Source organism: Streptomyces phytophilus, assembly GCF_013870535.1.
Classification (GTDB): domain Bacteria; phylum Actinomycetota; class Actinomycetes; order Streptomycetales; family Streptomycetaceae; genus Streptomyces; species Streptomyces phytophilus.
The window spans coordinates 1-2,507 of record NZ_JACBXC010000901.1 but is presented as its reverse complement, the minus strand read 5'-3'; the positions used below and the strand labels follow the sequence as shown (position 1 = coordinate 2,507).

Sequence of the window (2,507 nt, the reverse complement as noted above, 5' to 3'; positions counted from 1 at the left end):
CACGGCACGGGCACGGAGCTGGGTGACCCGATCGAGGCGGAGGCGCTGCTCGCGACGTACGGGCGGGACCGGGCCGACGACCGGCCGGTGTGGCTGGGGTCGCTGAAGTCGAACATCGGCCACACGCAGGCCGCGGCCGGGGTGGCCGGGATCATCAAGATGGTCCAGGCGCTACGGCACGGGGAGTTGCCGGCGACGCTGCATGTGGACGAGCCGACGCCGCACGTGGACTGGGCGGCCGGGGGCGTATCGCTCCTGACCGGTGCCCGGTCCTGGCCGGAGGTGGATCGGCCGCGGCGGGCGGCGGTCTCGTCGTTCGGCGTCAGCGGCACCAACGCGCACGTGATCCTCGAACAGGCCGAAGAAGCGGGAGCCGAACAGACCCCGGAGACGCCCGGGGTGCTCTCGTGGCCGCTGAGCGGTGGCACGGCGGCGGCGCTGCGGGCGCACGCGGAGCGGCTGCACGACCACGTGGCGGAGCGGCCGGAGCTGCGCGGCGACGAGGTCGCTGCCGCACTCGTACGCCGTACGCGGTTCGACCGGCGCGCGGTCGTCGTCGGCACCGGGCGGGCGGAGTTGCTGGCCGGGCTGGAGGCGCTGGCCGCCGGTGTGCCGCACGACGGTGTGGTGCAGGGGGCGGCCGGGCCGGGCAAGACGGTGTTCGTCTACCCGGGGCAGGGGTCGCAGTGGGTGCGGATGGGCGCCCGGCTGCTGGCGGAGTCGCCGGTGTTCGCGGACGCCCTCGCGGAGTGCGCGCGGGCGCTGGCCCCGTACACGGATTTCGATCTGCTCGACGTGCTGACCGGCGACGATCCGGCTGCGCTGGAGCCGGTGGAGGTCGTCCAACCTGCGCTGTGGGCGGTGATGGTGGCGCTGACCCGCTGGTGGGAGCACCACGGTGTCCGCCCGGACGCGGTCATCGGGCATTCGCAGGGGGAGATCGCTGCCGCGCATGTCGCGGGGGCGTTGAGTCTGGAGGACGCGGCGCGGGTGGTCGCCCAGCGGTCCCAGGCGCTCACGGCTTTGGCGGGTACGGGCGGGATGCTGTCCGTAGCGCTGGACGAGGCCGGTGCGCAGGCGCTGCTGGGTGCCCGCGGCGTCGCAGACGAGGTGTCGGTGGCGGCGTACAACGGGCCCGCGGCGGTTGTCGTCGCAGGTCCCGCGGCGGCGCTGGACGCGGTGCAGGAGCACTGCGTACGGAACGACGTCCGGCACCGCCGCATCCCGGTCACGTACGCCTCGCACACGCCCCTCGTCCAACCCCTGGCGGCGGAGCTGGAGGCACGTCTCGCGGGCATCGAGCCCCGGGCCGCCGACATCCCCTTCTACTCGACGGTGACCGCCGGGCCCCTCGACACCACCACTCTCACCCCGGACTACTGGTTCACCAACCTGCGTTCGCCGGTGCGCTTCCACCAGACCGTGCAGGCCCTCTTGGCCGACGGCTACGGGCACTTCCTCGAACCCAGCCCCCACCCGGGCCTGCTCACCGCCGTCGAGGACACCATCGACGCCGCCGGCTCCGACGCCGTCACCCACGCGACGCTCCACCGCGACGACGACTCCCCCCGACGCCTGGCCCTGGCACTCGCCCACACCCACGCCCACGGCCTCGACGCCGCCTTCGACTCCACCGCCCCACCCGCCGACCTCCCCACCTACCCCTTCCAGCACCGGCACCTCTGGCTCTCCCCCACCGCCAACGCGCCCGCCGCAAGCGCCGCCCACCACCTCTTCCTCGGCGCCCCCGTCCCCCTCGCCACCTCGGGCGGCGTGCTGTTCACGGCGGAGGTGTCGCTCGCCACGCACCCCTGGCTCGCCGACCACGCCGTGGCCGGCACCGTCCTCCTGCCCGGCACCGCGCTGGTGGAGCTGGCGCTGCACGCCGCCGATCACGTCGGCTGCGACCGGATCGACGAGCTGACGCTGTCGGCCCCCCTGCTCCTCCCGGCCACCGGGGCCGTCCGGCTCCAGGTCACCGTGGACGGGCCCGACGCCGAGGGCCGGCGGGCGCTCGGGGTCCACGCCCGCCCGGCCGCGGACGACGAGGCGCCGTGGACCGCGCACGCCGAGGGCGTGTTGGCCCGTGCCGCCGATGCCCCTCCGGCCGGTCTGCCCTGGCCGCCTCCCGCCACCGCCACCCCCGTCGACCTCTCCGACGGCTACCCGCGGCTCGGCGCCCGCGGCTACGACTACGGGCCCGTCTTCCAGGGCCTGCGCCGCCTGTGGCGCGACGGCACCGGCGGCGCGGCCTTCGCCGAAGTGGCGCTCCCCGACGGGGCGGCGGCCGACGCCGACCGGTCCGGCGTGCACCCGGCGCTGCTGGACGCCGCCTTGCACGCGGTGCTCCTCGGCGCGCCGTCGGACCGTACGCTGCTTCCGTTCTCCTGGTCGGGCGTACGCCTCCACGCGACGGGGGCGGCCTCTCTGCGCGTACGTGCCTCCCGCCTCGGCGACGACGCCGTGGCCCTGGTCATGACGGACGCCGCGGGCGACCCCGTCGTCAC

General features: G+C 75.7%; 1 protein-coding gene. It reads left to right on the top strand.

All coding sequences use genetic code 11. The annotated features are described in order from the left end of the window. The coding region (locus H5J30_RS26895; RefSeq protein WP_181789920.1) for an acyltransferase domain-containing protein at positions 1 to 2,507 on the top strand (2,507 nt) is incomplete at both ends.